The sequence below is a fragment of the Candidatus Nanopelagicales bacterium genome (genome assembly GCA_037045355.1).
GTDB lineage: Bacteria > Actinomycetota > Actinomycetes > S36-B12.
Map to the genome: position 1 here is coordinate 74,182 of JBAOHO010000013.1, position 25,016 is coordinate 99,197.

The following is a 25,016-nucleotide window of genomic DNA, read 5'->3' on the forward strand; positions in this document are numbered from 1 at the left end:
CCGCCAGGTCAACGCGATCGAAGACGAGTTCGTCGCCATGAGCGACGAGGAACTGCGGGCGTTGACCGCCTCAGTACAAGGAGCGGATCGCGAACGGCGAGCCGCTCGACGACCTTCAGGCCGAGGCCTTCGCCACCGTCCGCGAGGCCGCCCGGCGCACCTTGGGTCAGCGCCACTTCGATGTGCAGATCATGGGCGGTGCGGCGCTGCACCTCGGGAACATCTCCGAGATGAAGACCGGTGAGGGCAAGACCCTCGTCGCCACCCTGCCGTCCTACCTCAACGCGCTGACCGGCGATGGCGTCCACGTGGTCACCGTCAACGACTACCTCGCCGAGCGGGACTCGGAATGGATGGGTCGGGTGCATCGATTCTTGGGGCTGGACGTGGGGGCGATCCTGGCGCCGATGTCTCCCGCGCGAACGCAAGATCGCCTATGGCGCCGACATCACCTACGGAACGAACAACGAGTTCGGGTTCGACTACCTGCGTGACAACATGGCATGGACGAAGGACGAGATGGTCCAGCGCGGTCATCCGTTCGCGATCGTCGACGAGGTCGACTCCATCCTCATCGACGAGGCGCGCACACCCTTGATCATCAGTGGTCCCGCCGACGATGCGCCCCACTGGTACGTGGAGTTCGCGCGTATCACGCGGTCGCTGCGACGGGACGACGACTACGAGGTCGACGAGAAGAAGCGCACCGTGGCCATCTTCGAGAGTTCGATCGATCGGGTGGAGGACCAGCTCGGCATCGACAACCTCTACGACACCGTGAACTCGCCACTGGTGTCGTACCTGAGCAACGCGGTCAAAGCCAAGGAGCTGTACAAGAAGGACCGCGACTACGTCGTCATCGATGGCGAGATCATGATCGTCGACGAGCACACCGGCCGGATCCTCGCCGGACGGCGCTACAGCGAAGGCTTGCACCAAGCGCTGGAGGCCAAAGAGAACGTCGAGATCAAGGCCGAGAACCAGACACTGGCCACCATCACACTGCAGAACTACTTCCGTCTGTACGACAAGCTCAGCGGCATGACGGGAACGGCCATGACCGAGGCCGCCGAGTTCGGGCAGATCTACGGCATGAGCGTCGTCCCCATCCCCACCAACCGTCCCATGGCCCGCGTCGACCAGCCCGATCTCGTGTATCGCACGGAGGAGGCCAAATTCGCCGCGGTCGTCGAGGACATCGTCGAGCACGTCGACAACGGTCAGCCGGTGCTCGTGGGCACGGTCAGCGTCGAGAAGAGCGAGTACCTGTCCGCGCAACTGCGCAAGCGGGGCGTCAAGCACGAAGTCCTCAACGCCAAGCAGCATGATCGCGAGGCCACGATCGTCGCCCAGGCGGGTCGCAAGGGCTCGGTCACCGTCGCCACCAACATGGCCGGCCGCGGAACTGACATCATGCTCGGCGGCAACTCCGAGTTCATGGCTGCCCAGGAACTCGCACGACAGGGGCTCAGCCCGGTCGAGACACCCGCGGAATACGAGGCCGCGTGGCCCCAGGCGTTGCAGACCGCCCAAGAGGCTGTGGCGCTGGAGCACGACGAGGTCACCGCTGCGGGTGGTCTGTACGTTCTCGGCACAGAGCGGCACGAGTCGCGCCGGATCGACAACCAGTTGCGGGGGCGCTCGGGCCGTCAGGGAGATCCCGGCGAGACCCGCTTCTACCTGTCGCTGCAGGACGACCTCATGCGACTGTTCAAGGCGGACATCGTGGACGCGTTCCTGCGCCGCTTCAACGTCCCCGATGACGTCCCGATCGAGGCCAGCATGGTCACCAAGGCCATCGCCAACGCCCAGACCCAGCGTGAGGCCCAGAACTTCGAGATCCGCAAGGACGTCCTGAAGTATGACGACGTGCTGAACCGTCAGCGGCTCGTCGTCTACGAAGAGCGGCAGCGGGTGCTCGAGGGCGAGGACATCAGCGACCAGGTGCGCGCATTCATCGATGACACGATCCGCGCCTATGTGACCAACGCGACCGCCGAGGGCTACGCCGAGGATTGGGACCTCGACACTTTGTGGACCGCACTGCGCCAGCTCTATCCGGTGGCCGTGACAGTCGACGACCTCGTTGCGGCCAGTGGCGGTGAGTTGGCCGACCTGACGTCCGACTTCGTCGTCGAAGAGATCGTCGATGACGCCCAGGCTGCCTATGAGCGCCGCGAGGAGGAACTCGGCTCCGAGGGCATGCGCGAATTCGAGCGACGGGTCGTGCTGTCCGTCCTCGACCGGCGGTGGCGGGAACACCTGCACGAGATGGATCACCTGCGCCACGGCATCGGGTTGCGGGCCATGGCGCAGAAGGACCCGCTCGTCGAGTACCAGCGCGAAGGTTTCGACCTGTTCAACGGCATGATGGAAGGCATCAAGGAGGAAACCGTCGGGTACCTCTTCAACGCCGAGGTGCAGGTCAACCAGGTCGACGAAGACGTACAGGAAGCCGTCGAATCCCTGACCGATGCGTCCGACGGCGCCGTGGCCGACCTACTCGCGGCGGCAGTCGCCACCGGAGACGTCGAACCGGCGCGCCCCGAGGTCAGCGCCAAGGGCCTCGGACCGTCCCGGCCGCGTGACATGGAGTACTCGGCCCCGTCGATCGACACCGGGGGTTCGGTGCGCACCGTTGCCCACTCCGACGAACCCGAGGAAGTCGAAGTCGACCCCAACGCGTCGCGGGCCGAGCGTCGCAGGGCCCAGCGGGCCAACCGCAAACGCGGCCGCTGATCAGCGAACCTCGGCGGCGGTCACGACCCACTGCCCGCGCCTGCGCCTCAGCTCCAGCGCCACTGCCTGGAATCGGCGCGCCCCCTGGATGACGGCCGTCGCCTCGATAACGCCGCTGACCGGTTGGGCCAGTCGCAAAGACGTCACCGAACGGACGGGACCGTTGCGGCCGGGACGCACCCGCGCCCGACGCTGCAGCCGTTCGAGTGTCGCCGGTGACAGCACGCGGAACATCTGCCGGGCCGGCCGATCCCCATTGCTGACCTCGACGACCGCAGCGGCGATGCGCGCGATCCAACGCTGAGTGTCGTCGGGGAGCGACGGGACCCGATGCTGGGGGATGGGGTCCACGCCTCGGGGACGCCATTGCAGCGCCAAGGCCTGCTGTTGCCCGCCCTGTTGTCCGGCGTCCTGCTTCTGCACGTCCTGTCGTTGCGGCCGTTGCGGCTGCTGGGGTTGTTTCGGCACGTGCGGCTGTTGCGGTTCTTGCGCCTCTTGTCGCGTCGATGGACGGACCTGTGCCTGTGCGGGCGGGTGCGGGTACGGGTGTGCGGGTGCGGGTGCGGTTGCGGTTGCGGGTGCAGGTGCGGGTGCGGTTGCGGGTGCAGGTGCGGGTGCGGTTGCGTGTGGCTGAGCGTAGTGAGTCATTTGTCCCCCGATGGTCATTCGTCCCCGCTTGTCTTCCGTGTGCTGGCTTGTCGTCCGTGTGCTGGCTTGTCGTCCGTGTGCTGGCTTGTCGTCCGTGTGCTGGCTTCAGTGGCGATTTGGACATCTTCTGCCGCACTCCACGTGGCGTTTGATGCTGTTTGATGCTGTTAAATGTTATTTGCCCTTGTTCAGCGCGGTTTAATGAGAAACCCGATCCGGGGTTCGAGTCAAGACCCGACGACGAATGTGAGGTGAACCACCGCTTCGGGCACCACCACGCCCCGACTGGTCGGGGAAGCGTCATGGTCGGCGGATGTCCACCGCTGATTTCCCCCAGATGTGGGACCTTCTGCCCGTCCTCGAACCGCAGACGGCTGAAGAAGCAGCCGACGTCGCTGCGGCGGAACTGGCGGCGATCGGATGGACGGACCGGGTCCGAGCGATGGCGGGTGCCGAGATTCGGGTGGGCATCGAGGATCGGGTCGTCACCGGCACGGTGGGACCGGTGTTCGGCGACGCTGTCGTGATACTCGCGACTGACGGTCAGTGGCTGCTGCCGACGGCCACGATCTCATGGGTCCGGGGCCCCACCCGCCCCGCCCGTGGTCCGACGGGCAGGCAACGCGCCTCCGGCGCTTCCGCGGCGCGGGAGTGGGTCGGTCGGGAGGTCACGGCCGCATTGCGTGACGGACAGATCCTCACCGAGGAACTGGATTGTGTGGGTGCCGACCACATCGTTCTCCGTGGCTCAGCGGGGGGATGGATCGTCCCGTGGTCGGCGCTGCGCTGGCTGCGCTGTCAGTGATCGGCCCTCTCGTCCCTGAGCGACTGCTCGGTTTGTGCGTACATGCGCTTGAGGTAGTCCTCGAAGTCAGCCTCGTCTACTCGCCATTGACCCCGGCCGCCGATTTTCACAGCCCTCAACTCGCCTGAGCGGACCAGGGCGTACGCCTGCGCCGCTGAGATGTTCAGCACATCCGCGATATCCGCGAGGGTCAGGAATCGACGGTCCACGGTCTAATGCTGGCACGGGTCGGGCGCACGGGGCGCCGGACCGGTACTTCGGGGGAGACATGTCAGTTCGTCCAGACGGAAACGTCCACCTCACTCGCGGACCGGGACGAGCCCGGCTGACTGTTGGCGTGGGCTTGATCGCCGCGGCAGCGATCGTCGCGGGTATCGCCGTGACAGGTGAGGAAGTCGACCACCAGCGGGCCTGGATCGCCCGCGAACCGGTGCCGGCGGGGGCCCGGATCGACTCCCTCGCGTTCGAGCAGGTGTCGGTTTCGCTGCCCGAACCGGCCGCTCTGGTCACCCAACCCGCCGGCGTCGCGACGAGAGGTCTCGCCCCCGGCGAACTACTGACCGTCTCGGACGTGACGGGCGGCGAAGCCACCGAGCAGCGCCTGGTCACCTTGCCCATCCCGGCGGACCGGTTGCCGGTCCAGTTGCGCCCGGGAGACACGGTGGACATCTGGGACCACGACCTGCCCGTACTCAGCGACGTGACCGTCCAGCGCACGGCCGGTGCGGATCTCGGTCCTGGCCGGGTCGAGGTGTCGGTTCCCGTCGAGCAGACGCGGGCAGCGGTCCGGGCCGCCTCCTCGCAGGGTCTCGTCGTGGCGGTGCACCCATGACCTGGGTGCTCGCGATCAGCGGCCTGAACTGCGAGGCCGCGATCGTCCGCTCCCTCACCGGCAGCGACCCCGGGGCTCGGAGGGTCTCCGATGTCGTGGAACTGCTGGCACTCGCCAGGCCCGAACTGGCCGACGTCGTGGTCGTGTCCAGCAGATTCCCTCAGATGAACCGTGATGTGGCGCTGCGGATCGCGGCGTCCGGTGTGCCCTGTTGGGGGATCGCTGACACGAACGATGATTCCGCGGCGCGACAATGCGCCGAATGGGGCCTGCCGGTGCTCACAGTGTCAGCCGACAGTGACCTCGCCGCGTTGTTGGCGCAGGCCCGGATGCCGGAATCCCCGCCACCGGACGTCGCGCCGATCATCGCCGTGACCGGGCCACCGGGGTCGACCGGGCGCACGACGGTCGCCACCAATCTCGCCGCTCAGTGGGGATCCGACGTACTCCTCATCGACGCTGACCCGGTGGCGCCGGCCGTGGGCTTCTTCTGCGGGCTGCCACCCGGGGCGCCCGGGGTGATGGGGGCTGCGAGGGCCGCAGCCGGAGGTCGGCTCGATCCCGCCGCGCTGCTGGCTGCCGCCTCTCCCTGGTGGGGTGTGGCGGTCCTTCCCGCAGCGCCCGACGCGAACACGGCCCTCGCGGGACCCGGCGTGTGGGACGCAGTTGCGCGTGCTGGGATACCGGTCGTGGTCGACTGCGGGCCTGACGTGTCACATGGGTCCGGGCACCCCGTGCTCGCTCGCGCCGCAGCAGTCGTCACGGTGGCTGTGCCCTCGGCGCTGGGGATCAGGCGGTGGGCCGATGGTGCCGGACGGATCCGGGAGGCATCCGCTGCCGAGGAAACGGTCGTGTGGAATCACGTCCCGGATCGTGGACTGGGACCAGACCCGCTGCGCCGGCTGGGGCAGATCGTGGCGCAGGTGTCTCCGGCAGCTCGGGTGGCCGGTCTCCCGCACGATCCACGAGCGGCGACCCGCCTCGACCGCCGCCCAGTTCCGTTGCGCCGCGCCGCGCCGCGGTCCGCGCTGGCCAAGGCCATCGAGCGTCTGGCCGGCTCGCTGCGGACCACGGTGTCGGGGTGACTCGGACAGGGACCACTGGTGCGGGGACCACCGGGACGGTGAACCCTCAGACAGGGGCACCTCGGACAGGGAACCTTCGGACAGGGAACCTTCGGGACAGGGAACCTTCGGGACAGGGAACAGGGCCCCTCGGTATACGGGAACGAGGGGCCCTGTTCATGCCGCACGACTCACGGGTCATGCGGTTGTGGTGTCGTTCGTCGAGCGACTGCTGCCACAGACTCTGTTGTCTTGTTCGACCGCCGTCGCCGCCTCTGGAGAGGTGTTGTCGTCGTCGCCGGTCAAGACTGAGTCGAAGTGACTCTGTTGTCTGTCGGTGTCCCTCTGTGAACGTTTCGCCACCTCGGTGCGGACCTTCTCGGTGATGGTCCCGCTGCTCCTCGGTGACAGTTCCACCCTGCCTCGCTGTTGTTGCCGGAAGCAACGCGAGGGCGGGGACTGGCCGTGGGGATCACCCGTTTCGACCAATGTCATTTCGGCGGGTGTCGTATCGGCGGGTGTCGTATCGGCGGTGTCGTATCGGCGGTGTCGTTTCGGCGGGTGTCGTATTGGCGAAGGTGCGGCGCTACCGATGGAGGGCCTGCGGCGCCACGATGAAACGGCCTGCGGCGCCACCGATGAAACGGCGGGCGGCGCCACCGATGAAATGGTGTCGAGTTGGTTCGTGACAGCATGGGGGCAGCGTCGAAGGGAGTTGCGGTGGCCGACCGGCTCAGTCCGCTGGATGTGTCGTTCCTCTACCTCGAGGAGCCCACGACCCCGATGCACGTCGGCAGCGTCGCGGTCTTCGAACCACCCGCCGCGGGCTTCGACCACGACCGACTGGTCCGGCTCATCCGGACCCGGATCGCTTTCGTCCCGCGCTACCGGCAACGTGTGCGCTGGGTTCCGGGCCGGGTCGCCAACCCGGTGTGGGTCGACGACGAGTCTTTTGATGTCACCTACCACGTGCGCCGCTCCGCTCTGCCTCGACCCGGCACTGACGCGCAACTGCGCGAGTTGGTGGCCCGCATCATGAGTCGCCCGTTGGACCAGAACCGGCCACTGTGGGAGATGTACCTGATCGAAGGCCTCGAGGGGGGGAGGTTCGCGATCTTGTCCAAGAGTCACCACGCGATGGTCGACGGCATGGCGGCCGTGGACATCGGCCAGGTGATCCTGGACGTGACGCCCGAGCCTCGGGCATTGGGGACCGACGTCTGGCGTCCCGCGCGCGAGCCGACGTCGCTCGAGCTGTTCGTCGGAGGAGTCGCCGATTCGCTCCGGTCGCCCGCCGCAGTCGTGGAGTCGGTCAAGACCGGATTTGGGGATGTGCGCGAAACCGCCTTGGACCTCGGTCGCAGTGTCGCCGGTGTCCTCAGCGCCGCTGCAACGGTGGTCCGCCCCCCGGCGCACAGCCCACTGAACGTCGAGATCGGTGAGCAACGCCGGTACGGCACCGCGGACACGTCGCTGGTCGACTACAAACGCATTCGCAAAGCCCATGGCGGCACCATCAACGACGTCGTCCTGGCGGTCATCGCCGGAGCGCTGCGTGAGTGGCTGATGGCGAGGGGCGAGAACCTCACCGCCCGCAGCACCATCCGGGCCATGGTCCCGGTCAGCATGCGCCCCGAGGGCGACGCCAATGCCGGCGGCAATCAGGTCGCCGCATTCCTCTGCGACCTCCCGGTCGGAGAGCCGGATCCCGTGGTGCGACTCCAGCGAGTCACCTTCGAGATGGGCCAACTGAAGGCCAGCGGGCAGGCGCTCGGCGCGCAGGCCATTGTCGGGATCGCCGGCTTCGCGCCGCCCACGCTGCACGCCATCGGGGCCCGCGCGGCCAGCGGCCTGACCCGGCGGGTGTGGAACCTCGTCGTCACGAACGTGCCCGGCCCTCAATTCCCGCTGTACGCAGGCGGTTCCCGCATGCTCGCGGCTTACCCGGTGGTCCCGTTGGCACGCAACCAGGCCGTCAGCATCGGGCTCACGTCGTATGACGGCGGCGTGTTCTACGGACTCAACGCGGATCGCGACGGCATGCCCGATGTGGACGTGTTGGCGGAGTGCATCAGCGCTGCTTTGGCGGAATTGGTGGACACCACCACGCCGAGCGGCCGGAGGCGTACCGTAAAGGCGTAACAACTCCGCCACGCAGCCCTCAGGGTCGCGTTTTGATGTGAGTGCTGAGGTGACTGGAATGGCACAGGCACGTCCGATCCGCCGGGGACTGGTCCTCGGCGGGGGTGGGGTGTTGGGTGCCGCGTGGATGATCGGGGCGCTGTCCGCTCTGCGCGACGTGCACGGCATCGATCCTCGCGACTGCGACGTCATCGTCGGCACATCGGCCGGGTCGGTCGTGTCGGCGCTGCTGGGCGCCGGGGTCTCGGTCGACCAGATGGTGTCGCACCAGTGCGGCCACCCGATCACCGACGGACCCCTCGCCGGCTTCTCGTTCGACTACGAGAAGGCGACCGGACCCAGCCGCCCCACGCGACCGCGACTCCTCGGGCCCGGGTCGGCCAAACTGATCGGCTCCAGCATCCGCAGGGCGAGACGGATGCCGCCGACGGCGGTCCTCAGCGGGTTCCTGCCTACGGGTACCGGTTCCCTGGCCCGGGTCGGCCACCTGGTCGAGGCCATCACTCCCATGGGGGAGTGGTCTCCCCATCCGAACCTGTGGATCGTCGCCATGGACTACGAGGATGGACGCCGAGTCGCTTTCGGCCAGCCGTCAGCGCCCCTGGCGCCGCTGTCGGATGCTGTCATGGCCTCGTGCGCGATCCCCGCCTGGTTCCGTCCTGTCCGGATCCACGACCGCGAGTATGTCGACGGCGGCACGTGGTCGGCCACCAACGCCGACCTCGTGGCCGGTCAGGGTCTCGATGAGGTCTATGTTCTGGCGCCCATGGTGTCGTTCCACCTCGACCGGCCGGCGACGTTGCTCACCCGGCTCGAACGCCGGTGGCGGTTGCAGGTCACCAAGCGGTGCCTCAAGGAGGCGGACAAGGTCCGCTCCCACGGGGCCAGCGTCACCGTCGTGGGCCCGGGACCCGAGGACCTCGAGGCCATGGGAGGCAATGCGATGGACCTGCCCCGCCGCATTGAAGTCCTCGAGACGTCGCTGCGCACCAGTGTCGCGACGTTGCGGGATCCGGAAAACGTCGGACCGGACCATATGTCGGAAGTCGGCTGACACGCCGTGCGCGTCTACATTCCGGTGACCTTCGTCGGGCTACGGCGGGCCGTGGCGAGCGGCGCACTGCCTTCGTCGGGGTGGCACGCACGAATCTTGGGCTCGGGCCGCTTGGGTTCGGGCGCTGACGATGCCGACAACGACCAAGGTTCTGCTGAGTACGAGTCCCTTCGCCTGGCCGCAGCGGAGTCCCTCGTTGCCTTGCGCTCCGAACCGGAGGCGCCGCGCCGCCGCGCAGTGGTGGTCGCGAACATCCCGGAGGAGTGGACCGACAGTGAACCTGATGGCGGGGTGATCCTCACCCGCCGAGTACCGGTCGAGCGGTTTCTCGCCGTCTACGCCGATGGACCCGATGCCGCCGGCACCATCGTGGCCGCTCTGAACGGCAAGGAGTCGGCGATCGACTCGACGGATCTGCTGTGGTTCGCTCGCCAAGAACTCGCCGACCTCGTCTCTTGAGGTCTCTTGAGTCGCGGCGGCTCGCAGGCCACGGCGGCTCGCAGGCCACGGCGGCCCGTGAATCACGGGCGCTCGTGACTCACAGCGGCTCGTGACGCATCGCGGTCGCACGCCCACTGCGGTCGCCTGGCCCACCGCGCCAATCCGCCCGCCCGACTGCCAAGATGGGCCCGATACTCACGAAGCGGAGGAACCTCGTGGACGCAGTGACCGACATCCCACCGGTGACCAACGAGCCCATCCGGATGTATGAGCCCGGCAGTGCGCATCGGGCTGCGTTAGCCGCGGCACTGAGCGATCTGGCCCCCGGCGAGGGTCGTGAACTGCCGCAGTGCATCGGTGGCGAGTGGGTGCCGGCGGGCGGCGAACCCTTCGTGGTGGTGCAGCCGCACGACCACGCTGCCGTGTTGGGCACCGGTCGGGAGTCCGTGACCGCGGACGCCGCCGCCGCAGTCTCCGCTGCTGCCGCGGCCGCGCCCGCGTGGCGAGACATGGCGTTCGACGATCGGGCGGCCATCATCCTCAAGGCGGCCGACTTGCTCTCGGGGCCCTGGAGGGATCGGCTCAATGCCGCCACGATGCTCGGGCAATCCAAGACCGCCATCCAGGCGGAGATCGACTCCGCCTGCGAATTGATCGACTTCTGGCGGTTCAATGTCGGGTTCGCCCGCCAGATCCTCGCCGAACAACCGATCTCGTCGCCCGGGGTCTGGAACCGCACCGACCACCGGCCGCTCGAGGGGTTCGTCTACGCCATCACACCGTTCAACTTCACGGCGATCGCCGGGAATCTGCCGACCGCGCCGGCGTTGATGGGCAACACAGTGGTCTGGAAACCGGCCGCGACGCAGCAGTTCGCCGCCTCGCTGGTCATGGAGATTCTCATGGAAGCGGGGCTTCCACCTGGCGTCATCAACATGGTGACCGGATCCGGTATCCCCGTGTCGGAGGTGACTTTGGCATCACCCGACCTCGCCGGGATCCACTTCACCGGCTCGACCCCGGTGTTCCAGATGTTGTGGCGAACCGTCGGCACCAACATCGACCAATACCGCAGCTACCCCCGCATCGTGGGTGAGACCGGCGGTAAGGACTTCATCATGGTTCACCCGTCCGCGGACCCTGCGGTCGTCGTCACCGCGATGGTTCGGGGGGCGTTCGAGTTCCAGGGGCAGAAGTGCTCCGCGGCCTCGCGTGCCTACGTGCCACGCAGTGTCTGGAGCCGCATCCGGGACGACGTGGCGGATACGACGGAGAGCCTGACGATGGGATCCACCCTCGACTTCGCCAACTTCATGGGAGCCGTCATCGACGACCGCGCTTTCGGACGGTTGGCTGCTGTCCAGCAGCGGGCGGCCGCAGATGACACCGTCACGACTCTCGCGGGCGGTTCGTCGGACGACTCCGTGGGCTACTTCGTCCGCCCCACAGTGCTGGAGTGTTCTGATCCGACCCGTGAGTACTTCACGACCGAGTACTTCGGACCGCTACTTGCAGTCCACGTGTTCGACGACTCCGACTACGACCGGGTGCTGGACCAAATGGAAGGGATCGCTCCCTATGCGTTGACGGGTTCGATCATCGCCCAGGATCGCGCCGCCATCGCCGACGCCATGCATCGGCTGCGGTTCGCCGCCGGGAACTTCTACATCAATGACAAGCCGACGGGTGCGGTGGTGGGTCAGCAGCCGTTCGGCGGCGGTCGGGCCTCGGGCACGAACGACAAGGCAGGTGCTGCGCAGAACCTCATGCGCTGGACGAGCACGCGCTCGATCAAGGAGACCTTCGTGCCACCGACGGATCATCGCTACCCCCACATGGACTGATGGCTGCGCCCGGATCGGGCCCGGGGGTGTCGTGATGGCCGTGCCCGCAACGGACAATGCGGCGTCGTGGTGGCGGTACGCCATGGTGCTCGCGGCGTGGCTGGTCACACGCGTCGGGTTGGTGATCCTGGGACGAGTGGAACTGGGGTTCTATCCCGGTGGACGCTTGGCGTTCGACGATCTTGACGTCTATGCGCGTTGGCTCCCCGTCCTGTCGGATGGGCGACTTCCGGTCGATGACATGTGGCAGTACCCACCGCTGTCGGCGTTCTTCTTCCTGGCTGGAGGAATCGGGTCGGATCCTGCGACAGCGCTGTTGTTGGCGATCATGGCCGTGGACCTGATCTTGACCATCGTTCTGACCCGCCACAAGTTGGCCGCCGGATGGTACTGGGTGGGTTTCGGCGTTGTGATCGGCCCGATCCTCGTGGCGCGGTTCGATGTGGTGCCCACCCTTTTTGCGGTGCTCGCTGTCATCGCCGCCGCCCACCCGGTGCGAACAGGTGTCTGGGCAGCAATCGGCGCGGGCTTCAAGGTGTGGCCGGTCCTCGTGCTGGCCGTGGTGCCCCGGCGGCGTTCGCTGCCCGCTCTGGGCAGCTTCGTGGCGATCACGGTGCTGCTGCTGGCCGGCACCGCCCTCGTCTTCGGTGACCTGACAGGGTTCCTCGGCGGACAAGGCAGTCGCGGTCTGCAGGTGGAATCCGTCGCCGCGTTGCCGTTCCTGATCATCAATGCGACCCAGGGCGGCGTCGAGTTGGAGTATCGATACGGTGCGATGGAGGTGGCGGTCGCCGGGGCGGGGATCGCCGCTGCCGTGGTCACCGTCGTGGCCGTCGTCGGCCTTGTGTGGCTCGCCGTGGTCTGGTGGCGACAACGCCTCGCCCAGGCTGCGCCCGCCGACATCGCGTTCACGGTGGTTCTCTTCTCTGTCGTCGTGAGTCGGGTGTTCTCGCCCCAGTACTCCATCTGGCTCCTGGGGCTGGGTGCGCTGTGCCTGGTGGCCCCCCGGTCTCGAGTTCGCACCGCGGTGTGGCTCGTGGTGGCCGCCGCCGCGATCGCTCAGATCCTCTACCCGGGCGGCTATGGGCGGCTGTTGTCGGGTGACCCCTTGATGGTCACGCTGCAGGCGGTGCGGGTGACGCTCGTGGTGGTGGCGGCTGCGTGGTCGTGGTATCGCGTCGTCGTGCGACCCGGAACCGGACCCGGACCCGGTCCGAGTCAGTGAAGCCGAGCGCATGGGGGTGATCCTTGGACGCGGGGGTGGTCCTAGGACAAAGGTCGGGTTGTTCGCAGGCGCGTCGTCGGTCACGATCGAAGAGGAGGACTCCGACATGTTGACCATCACCCGCTTCGTCTCCGCTGTGGCCGCGGTGGCCCTCGTGCTCGCTGCACCGCCTGCGTCCGCAGCGCCAGGCGGTCCGGGTGGAGGCGCGGACACGATCGTCAGTTCCGGCCGATGCTCGGGCTCGAGTAGTTGGGTCATGTCCGGCAGGGCGAAGAACCGCGGAATCCTGGTCGCGATCCGTATCACCGGCTCCCGTCAGTTCTGGCGCGCGAGGGTGCTGCACAACGGTCGGGTCGTGCCCGGTGGGTTCGGGGGGCCGGGGCGGGGGGGTTACATCTTCCGGCGGCCCACGTTGAATCTTCCGGGCGTGGACACCTACCGCTTCGACGCTCGCAGCCGTTCCGGGGAGACCTGCTCGGGGTCGTTGACGTATTGACCGGCCACGACTTTCCTGGCCGGCAACAATCTCGTTGGCCGGAAACGACCTACTGAGTGTCCACCCGACGCGCCACAATGAACCATGACCCCGCCGGCGACCCCAATGGCTGGTCGGCTGGTCAGCGGTGCAGCGGGGCACGGTTCGGGTTCTGATTCCGACGATCCGCGTTCGATCGTTCGCCGCGAGGTCCTGCGGTTCGCGATCCCGGGACTGATCGGACTGGTCATCCTCGCTCTCCTGAGTCTTGTGGTCGCAGTGGCAGTGGCCCGGGAGCAATCCATGCGCGATGCCGCGATGACAGCGCAGTTCTTGGCCCGCTCCGTGGTGGAGCCTCGCCTGAGTGAGGATCTGATCGCGGGACGACCGGGGGACATCTCCTCGCTCGACGACGCGCTCGCTGTCACGCTCGAGGGCTCCGATGTGCTGGGATTGAGGGTGTGGACGGCGGATGGCATCGTCGTCTATGCCGATGACCCGCGGATCATCGGCGAGCCGTTCGTCCCGGCGCCGACCTTCGACCCAGGCGCCGGGGTGGTCGTCGAACCGGCGGATGTGTCCCGACCCGAGAATCGATACCTGGATCCCGAGTCCGCGATCCTCGACGTCAGTGTCCCCGTGAAGGGTGCCGATGGCGTCACCTATCTGGTCCAGGTCCACCAACTGCAGGACTCGCTGTCCGAAGACGCTCGCCGAATCTGGCTGGCTTTCGCCCCGGTTGTCCTGGGGTCGCTGCTGCTTCTGGCTGTGGTCCTCGGGCTTCTGGCGGTTCGTATGGCCCGCCGGATCAGCGCCGACCTGCGGGTTCGACAGGATCTACTCCAACGTGCCGTCGATGCCGGGGACGTCGAGCGGCGTCGGATCGCCGCCCGCCTGCACGACGGGACCGTCCAGGACCTCGCGGGACTTTCGTTCACGCTGGCGGGACTGTCCGCCCGGGCCCGTGCGGATGGAGCGGCAGACGATGCCGAGCAGCTGGATTCCGCAGCCGGGCAGGCCCGCGACGCGGTGCGAGGTCTGCGCAGCCTCCTGGTGGACATCTACCCGGCGAACCTGACCCGCACCGGTCTCGCACCGGCATTGGCCGACCAGATTGCGGCTCTACCCAGCGGGATCGAGGCCAGGGCCGATGTTGCGGAAATCGCGGACCTCGATCCCGAAGTCCAAGCGGTCGTATATCGCATTGCACGAGAGGCGCTGGCGAACGCAGCCAAACACTCGGGGGCCGACCATGTGACCGTGACCCTGTTGCGGGAACGAAATAGCGGCCTGCCTGAAGGGGAAGGGGGCCGGGAGCGAGCGGGGGAGAGCGAGCGGGAGATCGAGCGGGAGAGCGAGCGGGAGAAGAGGTGGTCCTGACAGTGACAGACGACGGAACGGGGTTCGACCCGGATGCAGTGGAGACGGGGCACATGGGGCTGCGGATCAGCAGCGACCTGGCAGAGTCGGTCGGTGGCCGGTTGACCGTCGCGGGCGGCCCTGGTACCGGTACGACCGTGACTGTCCGGGTGCCGGTGACATGATCGGCGTCGTCCTCGTCGATGACCACGAGGTGGTGGTCCAGGGACTCCGCCTCCTGCTCGGTCAGATCGACGACATCGAGGTTCTCGGCTCGGCGAACGATGGGGCCTCGGGTGTCGAACTGGCGCGTCGGCTGCGGCCCGATGTCGTGCTGATGGACCTGTCGATGCCCGGTACCGATGGCATCGCCGCCACAGCCGCCATCACCGAGTCCGTGCCCGACACCGCGGTCGTTGTGCTCACAACTTTCTCGGATCGCGAACGGGTACTGGCCAGCCTCGACGCTGGCGCAGTGGGGTACCTGATGAAGGATGTCTCACCTTCGGTGCTCCAGGACGGTGTGCGCGCGGCGGCAGCGGGGGGCTCGCCCATCGATCCACGGGTGGCCCGGATGCTGGTGGAAGCCCGGCGTACGCGAGTCGAGTCAGGCACCGCGCACACGCTGACCGCGAAGCAGGTCGAGGTCCTTCGGTTGGTGGCCGCAGGCAAACCCAATCGCCTCGTGGCCCGCGACCTTGGTATCAGCGAGAAGACCGTCAAGGCTCACCTGACCCAGGTCTACGCAGCCCTCGGCGTCACCGACCGGGTGCAGGCGACGCTGTGGGCCCACGAGCACTTGGCGGCTCCGTGAGCAGACTCACCGTTCGCCGTTGAGCCACGCCGTCCCGACGCGCTGTTCTTTGTCCAAGTACTTGACGATCCACTCCTCGGCGACACCCTCGATCTTGCCTCCCACCAAAGGGACGGTGCACTTCAGTGATCCGACGGTTTGCACCGTGGTGCCCTGCGGGTGTGGATCCAGATTGACGTCGCCACTGAAGCCGATGGGGTTGTTGCCGAAGTCCACGACAAAGGTTGCGGTGCGAAGGCCGGCGTCCTGATCCGATGTCCACCGTTGCGTCTCGACGAGAGTGACAGTCTCGCCGACGAACTTCTTCGCGAACCCGGGCAGTTTGGCCGGTAGCACCCGGCGGCTCACGATGGTGATGAGGGTGTCCTCCTCGAAGACATCCGCCGACGCCTCGATCGAACCGCTGGCCAGACACTTGTGTTCGACGAACTCGGGGTCACACAGCATGGCGAACACCTCGTCGGCGTCCGCCTGGTACTGCTGGACCCAATCGATCTTCTTGGCCACGCGCACTCCTCCTGAGTCATCCGCCCTGCCTGACAACCCCACCATGCCCTACTCGGCACCCCTGAGGGTGCCCAGTATCCGACCGCTTGCGCGTCCAGGTTGTGTGCAGGGCGCGACGGTGCGGGTGGGCCGATAGGCTGAGAACGATCATGACCACCCACCTGTCAGGCGACATCGCCGCTCGCCACGAGTCCGAGGATCGGCAGCGCTCGGACATCTTGGCCGAGGCGATCTCGCAGGCGGAGGCCCTCGGCGCCGCAGGAGTTCCCGGGGTCGCACCCTTGGTGGAGTTGTACTACTCCAACGTCGCCGTCGAGGACCTGCTGGTGCAGGACCCGCTCGACATCCTCGGGCGCCGCGCTCAGCCATCGGCAACTGGCCACTCATCGCGAGCCCGGGCGTTCCGTGGTGCGGGTGCACACCCCGACCGTGGAGGAGAACGGGTGGAGCAACGGCCACACGTGCGTCGAGATCGTGACGGACGACATGCCGTTCCTCGTCGACTCGGTGTCCGCGGCCCTGTCCTCCAACGGGCGGGGGATCCATCTGGTCATCCATCCGCAGTTCGATGTCCGCCGCGACGACACCGGCAACCTGCTGTCTCTCGGGCGGGTCGACCACGGCGAGGATGACGCCAAGCCACTGGATGCGCTGTCCGAGTCCTGGATCCATTTCGACATCGATCGCGAATCCGATCGGGTCGCTCTCGACGAACTCACCGCCATCCTGGAATCGGTGCTCGCCGATGTGCGTGCCTCCGTCGAGGACTGGCCACCCATGGTGGCGGAGGCCGGCCGGCGCGCCGAGGACATGGCCGAGCATCCGATTCCTGGAGTGCCCGAGCAGGACCAGCAGGAAGCGGTTTCGTTCCTGCGTTGGCTGGCCGACGGCAACTTCACGTTCCTGGGGCACCGCCGGTATGACCTCGCCGAGACTGAGGACGGCACCGCTTTGGTGGTCACACCCGGCAGCGGAGCCGGAATCCTCCGTGGTGGTGACGGGTCGGTCCGATTGCTCGGAACCATGCCCGAGGCCGTGCGGGTGCGCGCACTCGAACCCGATCCGTTGATCCTCACCAAGGCCAACTCACGATCCACCGTGCATCGCAGCACCTACCTCGACTACGTCGGGGTCAAGGTGTTCGATGAGACACGGCACGGTCATCGGGGAGGACCGGTTCCTCGGCCTCTACACGGCTGCGGCGTACAACCAGAGCATCCACGACATCCCGGTCCTGCGCGCCAAGGCCGCTCAAGTGCTGGTGATGAGTGGTTTCGCTGCCGACTCGCACAGCGGCAAGGATCTGCTGCAGTTCTTGGAGACCTACCCGCGCGACGAGTTGTTCCAAGCCATCTGCCGGCGAGTTGCTCGACACCGCACTCGGGGTTCTGCGGCTTCAGGAACGCCGCCGAACCCGGTTGTTCTGGCGCCGCGACCCATACGAGCGGTTCGTGTCGTGCCTGGTCTACCTGCCCCGCGACCGTTACAACACGACCGTGCGGCACCGCATGGAAGCCACCCTGTGCAATGCCTTCGATTCCGAGAACATCGAATTCCGTACCCGGGTCACCGAGAGTGTCTTGGCCCGACTTCACTTCGTTGTCCGGGTGCGGCCGGGACACGTATCTACCCCATCCCGATCATGCGGTGGTCGAAGCCGAGCTCGCCGCGGCAGCCCGTTCGTGGGAAGACGTTTTCGCCGACGACCTCCTCGAGGCAGTGGGCGAAGAGGACGCCACCCGGTTGACGGCGAGGTTCGGGCGGTGCCATGCCGGAGGCCTACAAGGAGGTCTTCCCCGCACGCACCGGTGTGGCCGACATCCGTCACCTCGACCGGCTCCCGGACGGTGCGACGGAGTTGAACCTCTACCGTCCCTATGAGGCGGGGGAGCGCACGCGTCGACTCGAAGATCTACCGATCCGGGGAGTCGGTCTCGCTGTCCCGGATTCTCCCGGTACTGCAACACCTCGGTGTGGAGGTGACGGACGAACGCCCGTTCAATGTCCCCGACTCGGCAGGCACCCCCTACCGGATCTACGACTTGGGCCTGGTGTTCCCCGAGGGTGACCTACCGTTCGGGGATTCCCTGAAGGAGCGTTTCGAGGAGGCGTTCCTGGCCACGTGGCGAGGTGCCGCCGAGGTCGACGGCTTCAACGCACTCGTGCTGCGCGCCGGCCTGAACTGGCGCGAAGCAGCGCTGCTGCGCGCGATGGTCAAGTACATGCGCCAGGCACGGGTGTCGTTCAGCCCGCGCTATGTACAAGCAGTCCTGCTGGCGCATCCGGAGGTCGTCCGCGACCTGGTCGACCTGTTCCACGAACGGTTCGAGCCGGCGCGCGCCGACGACCGCGAGGCCGCCCAGTCCGTCATCCACGATCGGATCCTGGAACGCATCGATGCGGTCGCGTCGCTCGACGTCGATCGGATCCTGCGGTTCCTGCTCACCTTCATCACCACCTGCGTGCGCACCAGCTACTACCGTCCAGCCACTGATCCGTTCCAGATCTCGTTCAAGCTGCAGCCGCGTCTCATGGACGAACTCCCCGAACCCCGACCGCGCAACGAGATCTGGGTCTACTCCCCGGTCGTCGAGGGCGTGCACCTGAGATTCGCGGCGGTGGCCCGCGGGGGGCTGCGCTGGAGCGATCGGCCCGAGGACTTCCGCACCGAGATCCTGGGTCTGGTCAAGGCGCAAGCGGTCAAGAACACGGTCATCGTGCCGGCCGGCGCCAAGGGCGGTTTCTACGCCAAACAGCTGCCCGACCCCCATCGGCGCGAGGAGTTCCAGGCCGCCGGCCGCGCCGCCTACACCCGGTTCATCTCGGGCCTGCTCGATCTCACGGACAACCGGGTGGACGGCATCGTCGCTCCGCCCGCTGACGTCGTGCGCCACGACGACGATGATCCCTACCTGGTCGTGGCGGCCGACAAAGGCACCGCCACCTTCTCCGACCTCGCCAACTCGATCTCCGCCGAGTACGGGTTCTGGCTCGGAGACGCTTTCGCGTCCGGTGGGTCTGAAGGTTACGACCACAAGGCGATGGGGATCACGGCGCGCGGCGCGTGGGAGTCGGTCAAACGCCACTTCCGGGAGCTCGGGATCGACACCCAGTCCGAGGCTTTCACGGTCGCGGGGATCGGCGACATGAGCGGCGACGTCTTCGGCAACGGGATGTTGCTGAGCGAGCACATCAGACTCGTGGCCGCTTTCGACCACCGCCACGTGTTCTTGGATCCGGCCCCGGACGCCGCTTTGTCCTTCACCGAAAGGCAACGGTTGTTCGCACGGCCCCGGTCGTCGTGGGACGACTACGACCGGGCCTTGATCTCACCGGGTGGCGGCGTGTATCCGCGGTCGGCCAAATCGATCACCATCACCGACGAGGTTCGTGAGGCACTCGGGATCGAGACCACCGCTGCTTCGCTGACCCCCAACGAGATGATCCGTGAGATCCTCCGGGCCAAGGTGCATCTGCTGTGGAACGGCGGGATCGGTACCTACGTCAAGGCGGCCACGGAATCCCAGGCCGAAGTCGGCGACAAGAGCAACGATTCTGTCCGTGTCAACGGAGGTGACTTGCGCTGCTGGGTGGTCGGCGAGGGAGGCAACCTCGGACTGACACAGCGGGGCCGGATCGAGGCTGCCCGCGCCGGTGTGCAACTCAACAACGATGCCGTCGACAACTCCGCAGGTGTCGACACCTCCGACAACGAGGTCAACATCAAGATCCTGCTCGATGACGTGGTGCGGTCCGGAGACCTGACCATGAAACAGCGCAACGAACTGCTCCACTCGATGACCGACGAGGTCGCCGATCTGGTGCTGGCCCACAACTACGACCAGAACAACACCTTGGGCAATGCCCGGATGCAGGCAGTCGGCATGCTGCCCGTGCACACCCGCATGATGCGGGAGTGGACGGCGGCCGGGGAGTTGGACCGTGATCTGGAATTCCTACCCGGCGAGGAGCAACTGCGGGAACTCGAATCGGATGGCGGCGGACTCACATCCCCGGAGCTGTGTGTCCTCCTCGCGTACTCCAAGATGATCCTGGCCGCTTCCCTGTCGGATGACGCGTTGGCCGGTGACCCCTACTTCCGGCCGGTACTGGACTCGTACTTCCCGAGTGAACTGGTCGCCAGGTACAGCGATCGGTTGCCCGATCATCCGTTGGCGCCGGACATCATCAAGACGGTCGTCGTCAACGACCTCGTCAACCGCGGGGGCATCTCGTTCGTGTTCCGGGCCCGGGAGGAAACGGCCGCCGCACCATTGGACATCGTCCGTGGGTACACGTTCGCGCGCGATGTCTTCGATCTACCGGACTTGTGGGCTCGCGTGCGCGCCCTCGACAACCAGGTGCCGACCGAAGCGCAGAGCCGGGTTTACCTCGAGGCTCGTCGACTGCTCGACCGGTCGGCGCGCTGGCTGGTCCAGACCTACAGCTCCGCCGTCGACCTCACCGCTGAGGTCGCACGATTCGGTCCCGTCGTCGCCGAACTCAGCCCGCAGTTGCCGGGATTGCTGCGGGGTGCCGAGGCCGCCCGCTGGCGCGAGATGAGCGAGGAATTCCGCGCGCAAGGGCTGCCCGAGGACATCTGCGACGACACTGCCAGCCTGCTCTATCGGTTCATGTTGCTCGATGTCGTGCGGATCTCCGAGCGCACCGGTCGCAGCGCGGCCGAGGTGGCGCCGCTGTACTTCTGCGTGTCTGAACGTTACGAAGTGGACAACTTCCTCACCCGGATCTCGGCGTTGGAACGTTCCGGCCGGTGGCAGGCCCTGGCCCGCCAGGCGCTGCGCAGCGACCTGTACAGCGCGTTGGCGTCTTTGACCGCCCAGATAGTGCGCTCGACCGACTCCGAACTCGACGCCAAGGAGCGAGTCGACGAATGGGAGGCGGCCAACAGCGCCGAAGTCTCGCGGGTCACCGCCACCGTGCGCGACATCAGCACGATCGATGCGTCCGATCTGGCTTCGCTCAGTGTCGCGCTGCGGGCGTTGCGCACGTTGGTAGCACAATCCCGGGGCTGATCGAGCCACCTCACCGCCGAGTCCACCCGACTTCACGCCCGAGTTCCAGCCCAGATCCGGGGCGTGTTCCGCGCTCGCCCGAGGGCGTATGACCGTGTGTCGTGACGCCGGTACCCCGGGCACAGGCCAGGTGAGATTGTGCACGCCCCGCCGGCTTGAGTTTCCACGGATTCCGCACCTACGGTTTTCGAAGCCTGATCGGGGGAAACGGCCGGGCGGCTCACCTGCGGGGGAGTCGGCAACCGGTACGGGGGAGAAGCAGGTCAGGGGGAATGGGGGGAAGATGTCGCTGGGTCGACCGACGCTCGTGGCCGAGGCCACCAGTGTTGCCGAAGGTGGACCTGGCGGCATTCTTCCCGCCATGGCAGCGGCGCTGTCCGACTGGGGTCCGGTGCAGGAGTTGCTCACCGACCCGGCCACCGAAGAGATCTGGTGGAATGACCCGGCGCGGATCTTCTGCTCGGTCGACGGCGCGGCACGGCTGTCCAACGTCGTGATGACCGAGGACGAGGCGCGGGCGCTGGTGATGAGGGCGATCACCGCCTGCGGTCGCCGGGTCGACACGTCGCAGCCGTTCGTCGATGCCGAGTTGCCCGACGGCAGCCGACTCCACGTCGTGATCCCGCCCATCACCCGTCGGTTCTGGGCGGTCAACATCCGCCGCTACATCGTCAGGCCCACCTCGATCGCGGACATGGTGGCGCTCGGGGCACTGCCGGCGGATGCCGCCGCCGTACTGGCTGGCGCTGTCGCCGCCGGCGCCAACACCGTCATCTCGGGCAGCACTCACACGGGCAAGACGACCATGCTCAATGCCTTGCTCGGGTCCTGCCCCGGTCGGCGTGTGGTGTCCTGCGAAGAGGTCCGTGAACTGCGGCTGCCGGTCGTCGACTGGGTCGCACTGCAGACCCGCGATCCCGGGATGGAGGGAACCGGCGGCATCACGCTGCGGGACCTGGTTCGCGAGGCGCTGCGCATGAGGCCGGATCGAGTTGTCGTCGGCGAGGTCCGTGGCTCGGAGGCCCTCGATCTGATCCTTGCCATGAACTGCGGGATACCGGCCGCGGTGACCATCCACGCCAACAGTGCCGGCGACGCAGTGGACCGCCTCGTGGGGCTGCCGCTGCTCGCCGGTCCGAATGTGTCCGCCGACTTCGTCTGTCGATCAGTCGCGCGCTGCCTCGATCTGGTGGTGCACCTCGGTGTCGGGTTGGACGGGCGTCGTGGCGTGCGGCAGATCGTATCGGTGACACCGGGTGCAGAGGGTCCTGTGGTGGGCCGGTTGTTCGCGGACGACGGCGCCGGGCTGCGTAGGGCGGCGGCCGAGATCCCGGCGGGGTGGCAAGCATGACGTGGTGGGTCGTCTCCGCGCTCCTGCTCAGCGCAGCGGGGTGTCTGGCAGTGCCGCGCCCAGAACCCGCACGACTGTGGGCAGGTGCCAGAATCGTGGGCCTCGCCGTGACCGGCGCGCTCGGGGCCGCTCTGATCGTGGATTCCGTGGTGGGGGTGCCGGCAGTCGTGGCGGTCGGTGCGCTGACCGCGGCCGCCGCACCGTGGCTGCTGGTGCGACACCGACGTCAGGTGGCAACCGCCGAGCAGCGCGCGGCGTGGCCTGACGCGATCGAGGTCATCAGGGCCGGCGTACGTTCCGGGGCCACCCTCGTCGAGGCGGTGGCGGATGGAGCCGAGCGAGGACCAGAGGTGTTGCGCAGTCGGTTCCGCCGCTTCCGCCACAGCATGGTCGCGGGCGCACCTTTCCCGCGGGCGATCGGCATGTTGCGCCGACCAGGTGACGACGTCTCCGATCGGGTGGCGGCGGTCCTGGTGTTGGCACATGAGGTCGGCTCGTGCGATGTCGGCAGAGTCTTGGGGGAGACCGCCGACTTCCTGCGAGCTGACCTGGCCCAGCAGCGCGAGATCGATGCCCGGCGCAGCTGGAACGTCGCTGCCGCGCGCATGGCCGTGGCCGCTCCGTGGGTGACGGTTGCCGTGCTGTCGATCCAGCCGAGTGGTCGCGCGGCGTACAGCAGCGCCACAGGCACCGTCCTGCTCGCGATCGTGGCTGCTGCCACTTCGGTCGCCTACTGGCTCATGACCAGGATCGGTCACTCCGGAACGGGCCAGTCGTGAACCTCGCGGCCGCCGCCGTCACGGCTGGGACTTTGGCGGGGATCTCTTTCATGGTGTCGGGCGCGCGCCTGTTGCGTCCGGATCCGCTGCGCCGAGCCATGTCGTGGGACGCGGCCCACGCGAACGGTGAGCTGAGCCCGTTGGATCGCACATTGGCCGTGTGGAACGACTGGATGGGTGTTGGGCGTCAACAGTCCTGTCTTGTCGTACTGGAGCGTCCGGCCACCTGGCACCGGATGGGACAGATCCGGGCCATGATCGTCGCGCTCGCGGGGTCATCGTTCCTCGCGCTCGCGGGGATCGCTCCGATCGGCGCCTTGTTGGCGACGGTGGTCGGCGTCGCGACGGCCCTGCTCGTGACGGAGAAGGCCCTGCACCGGGCGGCCCGACGCAGACGCGCTGTCCTGGCGGATCAGGTGCTGCTTCTCGCCGAGTTCCTCGCCCTGTGCTTGACGGCCGGTGTCACTGCGGCCGAAGCGCTGCAGCGCAGCGCCTCCCGCACGCCGCAGCCGTTGTCCGGTTGGATCGACATCGTGGTCCGGCAGGTGCGCGCGGGTCGGCCTCTCGACGAGGGGTTGACCGAGGTGGCTCGGATCCTGCAACTGCCCGAGTTCGACCGGCTGGCGGATTCGATTCGGACAGCCGCGGAGCGCGGGGTTCCGGTTGCGGCCGTGGTGAGTCAACAGGTTCGAGACGAACGCGGCCGACGGCGGGCGGCTGATCTCGAGCGGGCTGGTCGGGCCGACATGGCCATGCTGGTGCCGGTGGTCATGTTGATACTGCCCGCAGTTGTGGTGGTGGCGGTCTACCCGGGTTTCGTGACGCTGCTGTCCATGTAGTCGGGGTAGTCGGGGTAGCCGGGGCAGTCGGGGGAGCCGCCCGATGGAGCGGGTGACAGGCCCGACACGTGCGGGTGACAGGCCCGACACGTGCGGGTGACAGGCCCGACACGTGCGGGTGAAAGGCCCCATAGGTGGGGGAAACAGAGTGGGGGAAACAGAGATGAGGGGGAGTTATGCGGAAGAGAGAACTGTGGCGTGACGAGCGCGGCGATGTGCCCGGATGGGTCCTGGTCGCCGTGATGACGGCGGGTCTGGTCACCACCTTGTGGGTGGCGGCCGATGACCAGTTGGCCAACGTGCTGCAACAGGCCATTGAGTCGGTCTCGCGCTGACCGAGGCTCCGCGGTCGTCGACTTCGTGCTGCTGGCGCCCCTGGTCTTGATTCTGGTGTGCACGATTGTGCAGGCCGGGATCTGGGTGGTGGTGATGGCGGAAGCCCATCGGGTCGCGGACACCGCGGCCCGTGCCGGCGCGGTCGCCACGAATCCGGAGCGCGTGGCGACGACCCGAGCCCGGTCCGCCAGCCCGCAGGACTCCAGCGTCTCGGTCGCACGGGAGGAGTCGGATCTGGTGGTCCGGATCTCGGTGCCGATGAAGGTGATGTTGTGGCGCACGACCATCACGGGCACGGCCACCGGCCGGATGGGACTGGAACCCAGGTGAGCGGGCGAACGTTGTCTGAGCGCGGAACAGCTGTGCTCGAGTTCGTTGTCCTGACCGTGGTGTTGGTGGTGCCGATAGCCCAGGTGCTGACCACGGTCCTGGCGGTGCACCGCACCCGCGTGCTGGCACAGACCGCCGCCGCGGCAACTGCGCTGGCCGTCGCACGAGAGGGCCCCGATGTCGCTGAGCGGGTTGTGAATCGGCACCTGCCCGCGGTGACCCGGCCGCGGGTCCAGGTCGAGTGTCGCCCCGGGTGCGCAGCAGCCGGAGCCATCGTCACCGTCCGCGTGGCAGCTCAGGTGGAGCTGCCGGTCGGTCGCCTCACCATCGAGCAGGATCACTCTCAGGTCGTGGATCTCTATGCGGCGCGGTGAGGGGCGCGGTGAGGGGCGCGAT

The 25,016-nt window shown here is 67.4% G+C and carries 26 protein-coding genes; 22 read left to right on the forward strand and 4 right to left on the reverse strand.

The window, feature by feature from the left end; genetic code table 11:
- Window positions 1-86: 86 nt before the first annotated feature.
- Window positions 87-494 (forward strand): hypothetical protein, encoded by a 408-nt coding sequence (locus tag V9E98_06950; GenBank protein MEI2716718.1) that lies wholly within the window; start codon window positions 87-89, stop codon window positions 492-494.
- Entirely contained in the window at window positions 430-2,739 is a 2,310-nt protein-coding gene (secA, locus tag V9E98_06955; GenBank protein MEI2716719.1) for a preprotein translocase subunit SecA, read from the forward strand. Before V9E98_06950 ends, secA begins: the two co-directional genes overlap by 65 nt.
- Here secA and V9E98_06960 read toward each other — a convergent pair whose 3' ends face one another.
- On the reverse strand, window positions 2,740-3,162 hold the full coding sequence (locus V9E98_06960; GenBank protein ID MEI2716720.1) for an Rv3235 family protein: 423 nt from the start codon (window positions 3,160-3,162) through the stop codon (window positions 2,740-2,742).
- A 538-nt stretch (window positions 3,163-3,700) separates the two neighbouring features.
- Between V9E98_06960 and V9E98_06965 the strand changes: the two genes are divergently transcribed.
- Window positions 3,701-4,192: a hypothetical protein gene (locus V9E98_06965; protein MEI2716721.1), complete on the forward strand. Its 492-nt coding sequence runs from the start codon at window positions 3,701-3,703 to the stop codon at window positions 4,190-4,192.
- Here the strand turns inward: V9E98_06965 and V9E98_06970 are convergent.
- Window positions 4,186-4,401 (reverse strand): helix-turn-helix domain-containing protein, encoded by a 216-nt coding sequence (locus V9E98_06970; GenBank protein MEI2716722.1) that lies wholly within the window; start codon window positions 4,399-4,401, stop codon window positions 4,186-4,188. The genes V9E98_06965 and V9E98_06970 overlap by 7 nt on opposite strands.
- 59 nt (window positions 4,402-4,460) lie before the next feature.
- Between V9E98_06970 and V9E98_06975 the strand changes: the two genes are divergently transcribed.
- The 11 genes from V9E98_06975 (at window position 4,461) to V9E98_07025 (ending at window position 15,442) form a co-directional block, all read left to right on the forward strand.
- The gene (locus V9E98_06975; protein MEI2716723.1) at window positions 4,461-5,024 is read left to right on the forward strand and encodes an SAF domain-containing protein; all 564 of its coding nucleotides are present in this window, start codon (window positions 4,461-4,463) and stop codon (window positions 5,022-5,024) included.
- On the forward strand, window positions 5,021-6,109 hold the full coding sequence (locus V9E98_06980; GenBank protein MEI2716724.1) for a hypothetical protein: 1,089 nt from the start codon (window positions 5,021-5,023) through the stop codon (window positions 6,107-6,109). Before V9E98_06975 ends, V9E98_06980 begins: the two co-directional genes overlap by 4 nt.
- Before the next feature lie 699 nt (window positions 6,110-6,808).
- Window positions 6,809-8,230 carry a wax ester/triacylglycerol synthase family O-acyltransferase gene (locus V9E98_06985; GenBank protein MEI2716725.1) on the forward strand — a complete coding sequence of 474 codons (1,422 nt, stop codon included), beginning with the start codon at window positions 6,809-6,811 and terminating at the stop codon, window positions 8,228-8,230.
- 58 nt (window positions 8,231-8,288) lie between these two features.
- Complete coding sequence (locus V9E98_06990) at window positions 8,289-9,284, forward strand: patatin-like phospholipase family protein (protein ID MEI2716726.1); 996 nt, start codon at window positions 8,289-8,291, stop codon at window positions 9,282-9,284.
- 6 nt (window positions 9,285-9,290) lie between these two features.
- A complete protein-coding gene (locus V9E98_06995; GenBank protein ID MEI2716727.1) occupies window positions 9,291-9,743 on the forward strand; it encodes a hypothetical protein in 453 nt (150 codons plus the stop codon).
- Window positions 9,744-9,940: 197 nt separating this feature from the next.
- On the forward strand, window positions 9,941-11,569 hold the full coding sequence (gene pruA, locus V9E98_07000) for an L-glutamate gamma-semialdehyde dehydrogenase (protein MEI2716728.1): 1,629 nt from the start codon (window positions 9,941-9,943) through the stop codon (window positions 11,567-11,569).
- Window positions 11,570-11,603: 34 nt separating this feature from the next.
- Window positions 11,604-12,794, forward strand: a complete 1,191-nt coding sequence (locus tag V9E98_07005) for a glycosyltransferase 87 family protein (GenBank protein ID MEI2716729.1) — start codon at window positions 11,604-11,606, stop codon at window positions 12,792-12,794.
- A 106-nt stretch (window positions 12,795-12,900) separates the two neighbouring features.
- Window positions 12,901-13,290, forward strand: coding sequence for a hypothetical protein (locus tag V9E98_07010; protein MEI2716730.1), 390 nt, complete (start codon window positions 12,901-12,903; stop codon window positions 13,288-13,290).
- 84 nt (window positions 13,291-13,374) lie between these two features.
- The gene (locus V9E98_07015) at window positions 13,375-14,649 is read left to right on the forward strand and encodes a histidine kinase (protein ID MEI2716731.1); all 1,275 of its coding nucleotides are present in this window, start codon (window positions 13,375-13,377) and stop codon (window positions 14,647-14,649) included.
- 2 nt (window positions 14,650-14,651) lie between these two features.
- Window positions 14,652-14,813, forward strand: coding sequence for an ATP-binding protein (locus tag V9E98_07020; GenBank protein ID MEI2716732.1), 162 nt, complete (start codon window positions 14,652-14,654; stop codon window positions 14,811-14,813).
- Window positions 14,810-15,442: a response regulator transcription factor gene (locus V9E98_07025; GenBank protein MEI2716733.1), complete on the forward strand. Its 633-nt coding sequence runs from the start codon at window positions 14,810-14,812 to the stop codon at window positions 15,440-15,442. The genes V9E98_07020 and V9E98_07025 overlap by 4 nt, the downstream gene beginning before the upstream one ends.
- A gap of 6 nt (window positions 15,443-15,448) precedes the next feature.
- Here the strand turns inward: V9E98_07025 and V9E98_07030 are convergent, their stop codons facing one another.
- On the reverse strand, window positions 15,449-15,949 hold the full coding sequence (locus tag V9E98_07030; GenBank protein ID MEI2716734.1) for a DUF2505 domain-containing protein: 501 nt from the start codon (window positions 15,947-15,949) through the stop codon (window positions 15,449-15,451).
- A gap of 164 nt (window positions 15,950-16,113) precedes the next feature.
- Entirely contained in the window at window positions 16,114-16,332 is a 219-nt protein-coding gene (locus V9E98_07035) for a hypothetical protein (GenBank protein MEI2716735.1), read from the reverse strand.
- Between V9E98_07035 and V9E98_07040 the strand changes: the two genes are divergently transcribed.
- From V9E98_07040 to V9E98_07075, 8 genes are all read left to right on the forward strand, one after another.
- Window positions 16,325-17,830 carry a hypothetical protein gene (locus tag V9E98_07040; protein ID MEI2716736.1) on the forward strand — a complete coding sequence of 502 codons (1,506 nt, stop codon included), beginning with the start codon at window positions 16,325-16,327 and terminating at the stop codon, window positions 17,828-17,830. The two genes, V9E98_07035 and V9E98_07040, sit on opposite strands and share 8 nt — an antisense overlap.
- Window positions 17,827-20,985, forward strand: coding sequence for an NAD-glutamate dehydrogenase domain-containing protein (locus V9E98_07045; GenBank protein MEI2716737.1), 3,159 nt, complete (start codon window positions 17,827-17,829; stop codon window positions 20,983-20,985). The genes V9E98_07040 and V9E98_07045 overlap by 4 nt, the downstream gene beginning before the upstream one ends.
- 283 nt (window positions 20,986-21,268) lie before the next feature.
- Window positions 21,269-22,336, forward strand: a complete 1,068-nt coding sequence (locus tag V9E98_07050) for an ATPase, T2SS/T4P/T4SS family (protein MEI2716738.1) — start codon at window positions 21,269-21,271, stop codon at window positions 22,334-22,336.
- Window positions 22,333-23,115, forward strand: a complete 783-nt coding sequence (locus tag V9E98_07055; GenBank protein MEI2716739.1) for a type II secretion system F family protein — start codon at window positions 22,333-22,335, stop codon at window positions 23,113-23,115. Before V9E98_07050 ends, V9E98_07055 begins: the two co-directional genes overlap by 4 nt.
- Window positions 23,112-23,954: a type II secretion system F family protein gene (locus tag V9E98_07060; GenBank protein ID MEI2716740.1), complete on the forward strand. Its 843-nt coding sequence runs from the start codon at window positions 23,112-23,114 to the stop codon at window positions 23,952-23,954. The genes V9E98_07055 and V9E98_07060 overlap by 4 nt, the downstream gene beginning before the upstream one ends.
- A gap of 176 nt (window positions 23,955-24,130) precedes the next feature.
- Complete coding sequence (locus V9E98_07065; GenBank protein ID MEI2716741.1) at window positions 24,131-24,289, forward strand: hypothetical protein; 159 nt, start codon at window positions 24,131-24,133, stop codon at window positions 24,287-24,289.
- Window positions 24,270-24,620, forward strand: coding sequence for a TadE family protein (locus V9E98_07070; GenBank protein ID MEI2716742.1), 351 nt, complete (start codon window positions 24,270-24,272; stop codon window positions 24,618-24,620). Before V9E98_07065 ends, V9E98_07070 begins: the two co-directional genes overlap by 20 nt.
- Window positions 24,621-24,652: 32 nt before the next feature.
- A complete protein-coding gene (locus tag V9E98_07075; GenBank protein ID MEI2716743.1) occupies window positions 24,653-24,994 on the forward strand; it encodes a hypothetical protein in 342 nt (113 codons plus the stop codon).
- Window positions 24,995-25,016 lie beyond the last annotated feature (22 nt).

Excerpts from the sequence above, each read along its gene's own strand:
- V9E98_06965 (MEI2716721.1), top strand. The coding sequence starts at position 3,701 with ATGTCCACCGCTGATTTCCCCCAGATGTGGGACCTTCTGCCCGTCCTC.
- V9E98_06975 (MEI2716723.1), top strand. The coding sequence starts at position 4,461 with ATGTCAGTTCGTCCAGACGGAAACGTCCACCTCACTCGCGGACCGGGA.
- V9E98_06980 (MEI2716724.1), top strand. The coding sequence starts at position 5,021 with ATGACCTGGGTGCTCGCGATCAGCGGCCTGAACTGCGAGGCCGCGATC.
- V9E98_06990 (MEI2716726.1), top strand. The coding sequence starts at position 8,289 with ATGGCACAGGCACGTCCGATCCGCCGGGGACTGGTCCTCGGCGGGGGT.
- V9E98_07005 (MEI2716729.1), top strand. The coding sequence starts at position 11,604 with ATGGCCGTGCCCGCAACGGACAATGCGGCGTCGTGGTGGCGGTACGCC.
- V9E98_07010 (MEI2716730.1), top strand. The coding sequence starts at position 12,901 with ATGTTGACCATCACCCGCTTCGTCTCCGCTGTGGCCGCGGTGGCCCTC.
- V9E98_07015 (MEI2716731.1), top strand. The coding sequence starts at position 13,375 with ATGACCCCGCCGGCGACCCCAATGGCTGGTCGGCTGGTCAGCGGTGCA.
- V9E98_07025 (MEI2716733.1), top strand. The coding sequence starts at position 14,810 with ATGATCGGCGTCGTCCTCGTCGATGACCACGAGGTGGTGGTCCAGGGA.
- V9E98_07045 (MEI2716737.1), top strand. The coding sequence starts at position 17,827 with ATGAGGCGGGGGAGCGCACGCGTCGACTCGAAGATCTACCGATCCGGG.
- V9E98_07050 (MEI2716738.1), top strand. The coding sequence starts at position 21,269 with ATGTCGCTGGGTCGACCGACGCTCGTGGCCGAGGCCACCAGTGTTGCC.
- V9E98_07055 (MEI2716739.1), top strand. The coding sequence starts at position 22,333 with ATGACGTGGTGGGTCGTCTCCGCGCTCCTGCTCAGCGCAGCGGGGTGT.
- V9E98_07065 (MEI2716741.1), top strand. The coding sequence starts at position 24,131 with ATGCGGAAGAGAGAACTGTGGCGTGACGAGCGCGGCGATGTGCCCGGA.